The organism is Streptomyces sp. EDA2-14, from assembly GCF_054963755.1.
Genome location: NZ_JBUEGE010000048.1, coordinates 1 through 1126, shown reverse-complemented (window position 1 = coordinate 1126; position 1126 = coordinate 1). Strand labels below are relative to the sequence as shown.

Sequence of the window (1126 nt, the reverse complement as noted above, 5' to 3'; positions counted from 1 at the left end):
CGACGGCGTCGTCGACATGCAGGAGCTGGCGGGCCGGTTCGCCACCGCCTCCACGCTGCCCATCGTCCTGGACTCGACCGAGGTCGACGTCATCCAGGCCGGTCTGGAGAAGCTCGGCGGGCGCGCGGTCATCAACTCCGTGAACTACGAGGACGGGGACGGCCCCGAGTCCCGTTTCGCGAAGGTGACCGCGCTGGCGCGGGAGCACGGCGCGGCGCTGATCGCGCTGACGATCGACGAGGAGGGCCAGGCCCGCACCCCCGAGCACAAGGTCGCCATCGCCGAACGGCTCATCGAGGACCTCACCGGGAACTGGGGCATCCACGAGTCGGACATCCTCATCGACACCCTGACCTTCACCATCTGCACCGGTCAGGAAGAGTCCCGGGGCGACGGCGTGGCCACCATCGAGGCGATCCGCGAGCTCAAGCGCCGCCACCCGGACGTACAGACCACGCTCGGCCTCTCCAACATCTCCTTCGGCCTCAACCCGGCCGCCCGCGTGCTGCTCAACTCGGTCTTCCTCGACGAGTGCGTGAAGGCGGGCCTGGACTCGGCGATCGTGCACGCCTCCAAGATCCTGCCGATCGCGCGCTTCGACGACGAGCAGGTCAAGACCGCCCTCGACCTCATCTACGACCGTCGCGCCGAGGGCTACGACCCGCTCCAGAAGCTCATGGAGCTCTTCGAGGGCGTCTCCACCAAGTCGATGAAGGCCGGCAAGGCCGAGGAGCTCCTCGCCCTCCCGCTGGACGAGCGCCTCCAGCGGCGCATCATCGACGGCGAGAAGAACGGCCTGGAGGCCGACCTCGACGCCGCGCTGGCGGACCGGCCCGCCCTCGACATCGTCAACGACACGCTCCTGGAGGGCATGAAGGTCGTCGGTGAGCTGTTCGGCTCCGGCCAGATGCAGCTGCCGTTCGTGCTGCAGTCCGCCGAGGTGATGAAGAACGCGGTGGCCTACCTGGAGCCGCACATGGAGAAGTCGGACTCGGAGGGCAAGGGCACCATCGTGCTGGCCACCGTGCGCGGCGACGTCCACGACATCGGCAAGAACCTCGTCGACATCATCCTGTCCAACAACGGCTACAACGTGGTCAACCTGGGCATCAAGCAGCCCGTCTCG

At 67.8% G+C, this 1126-nt stretch carries 1 protein-coding gene; it reads left to right on the top strand.

The window, feature by feature from the left end; all coding sequences use genetic code 11:
• The coding region (locus ACY34M_RS41840; protein ID WP_462723967.1) for a dihydropteroate synthase at positions 1 to 1126 on the top strand (1126 nt) is incomplete at both ends.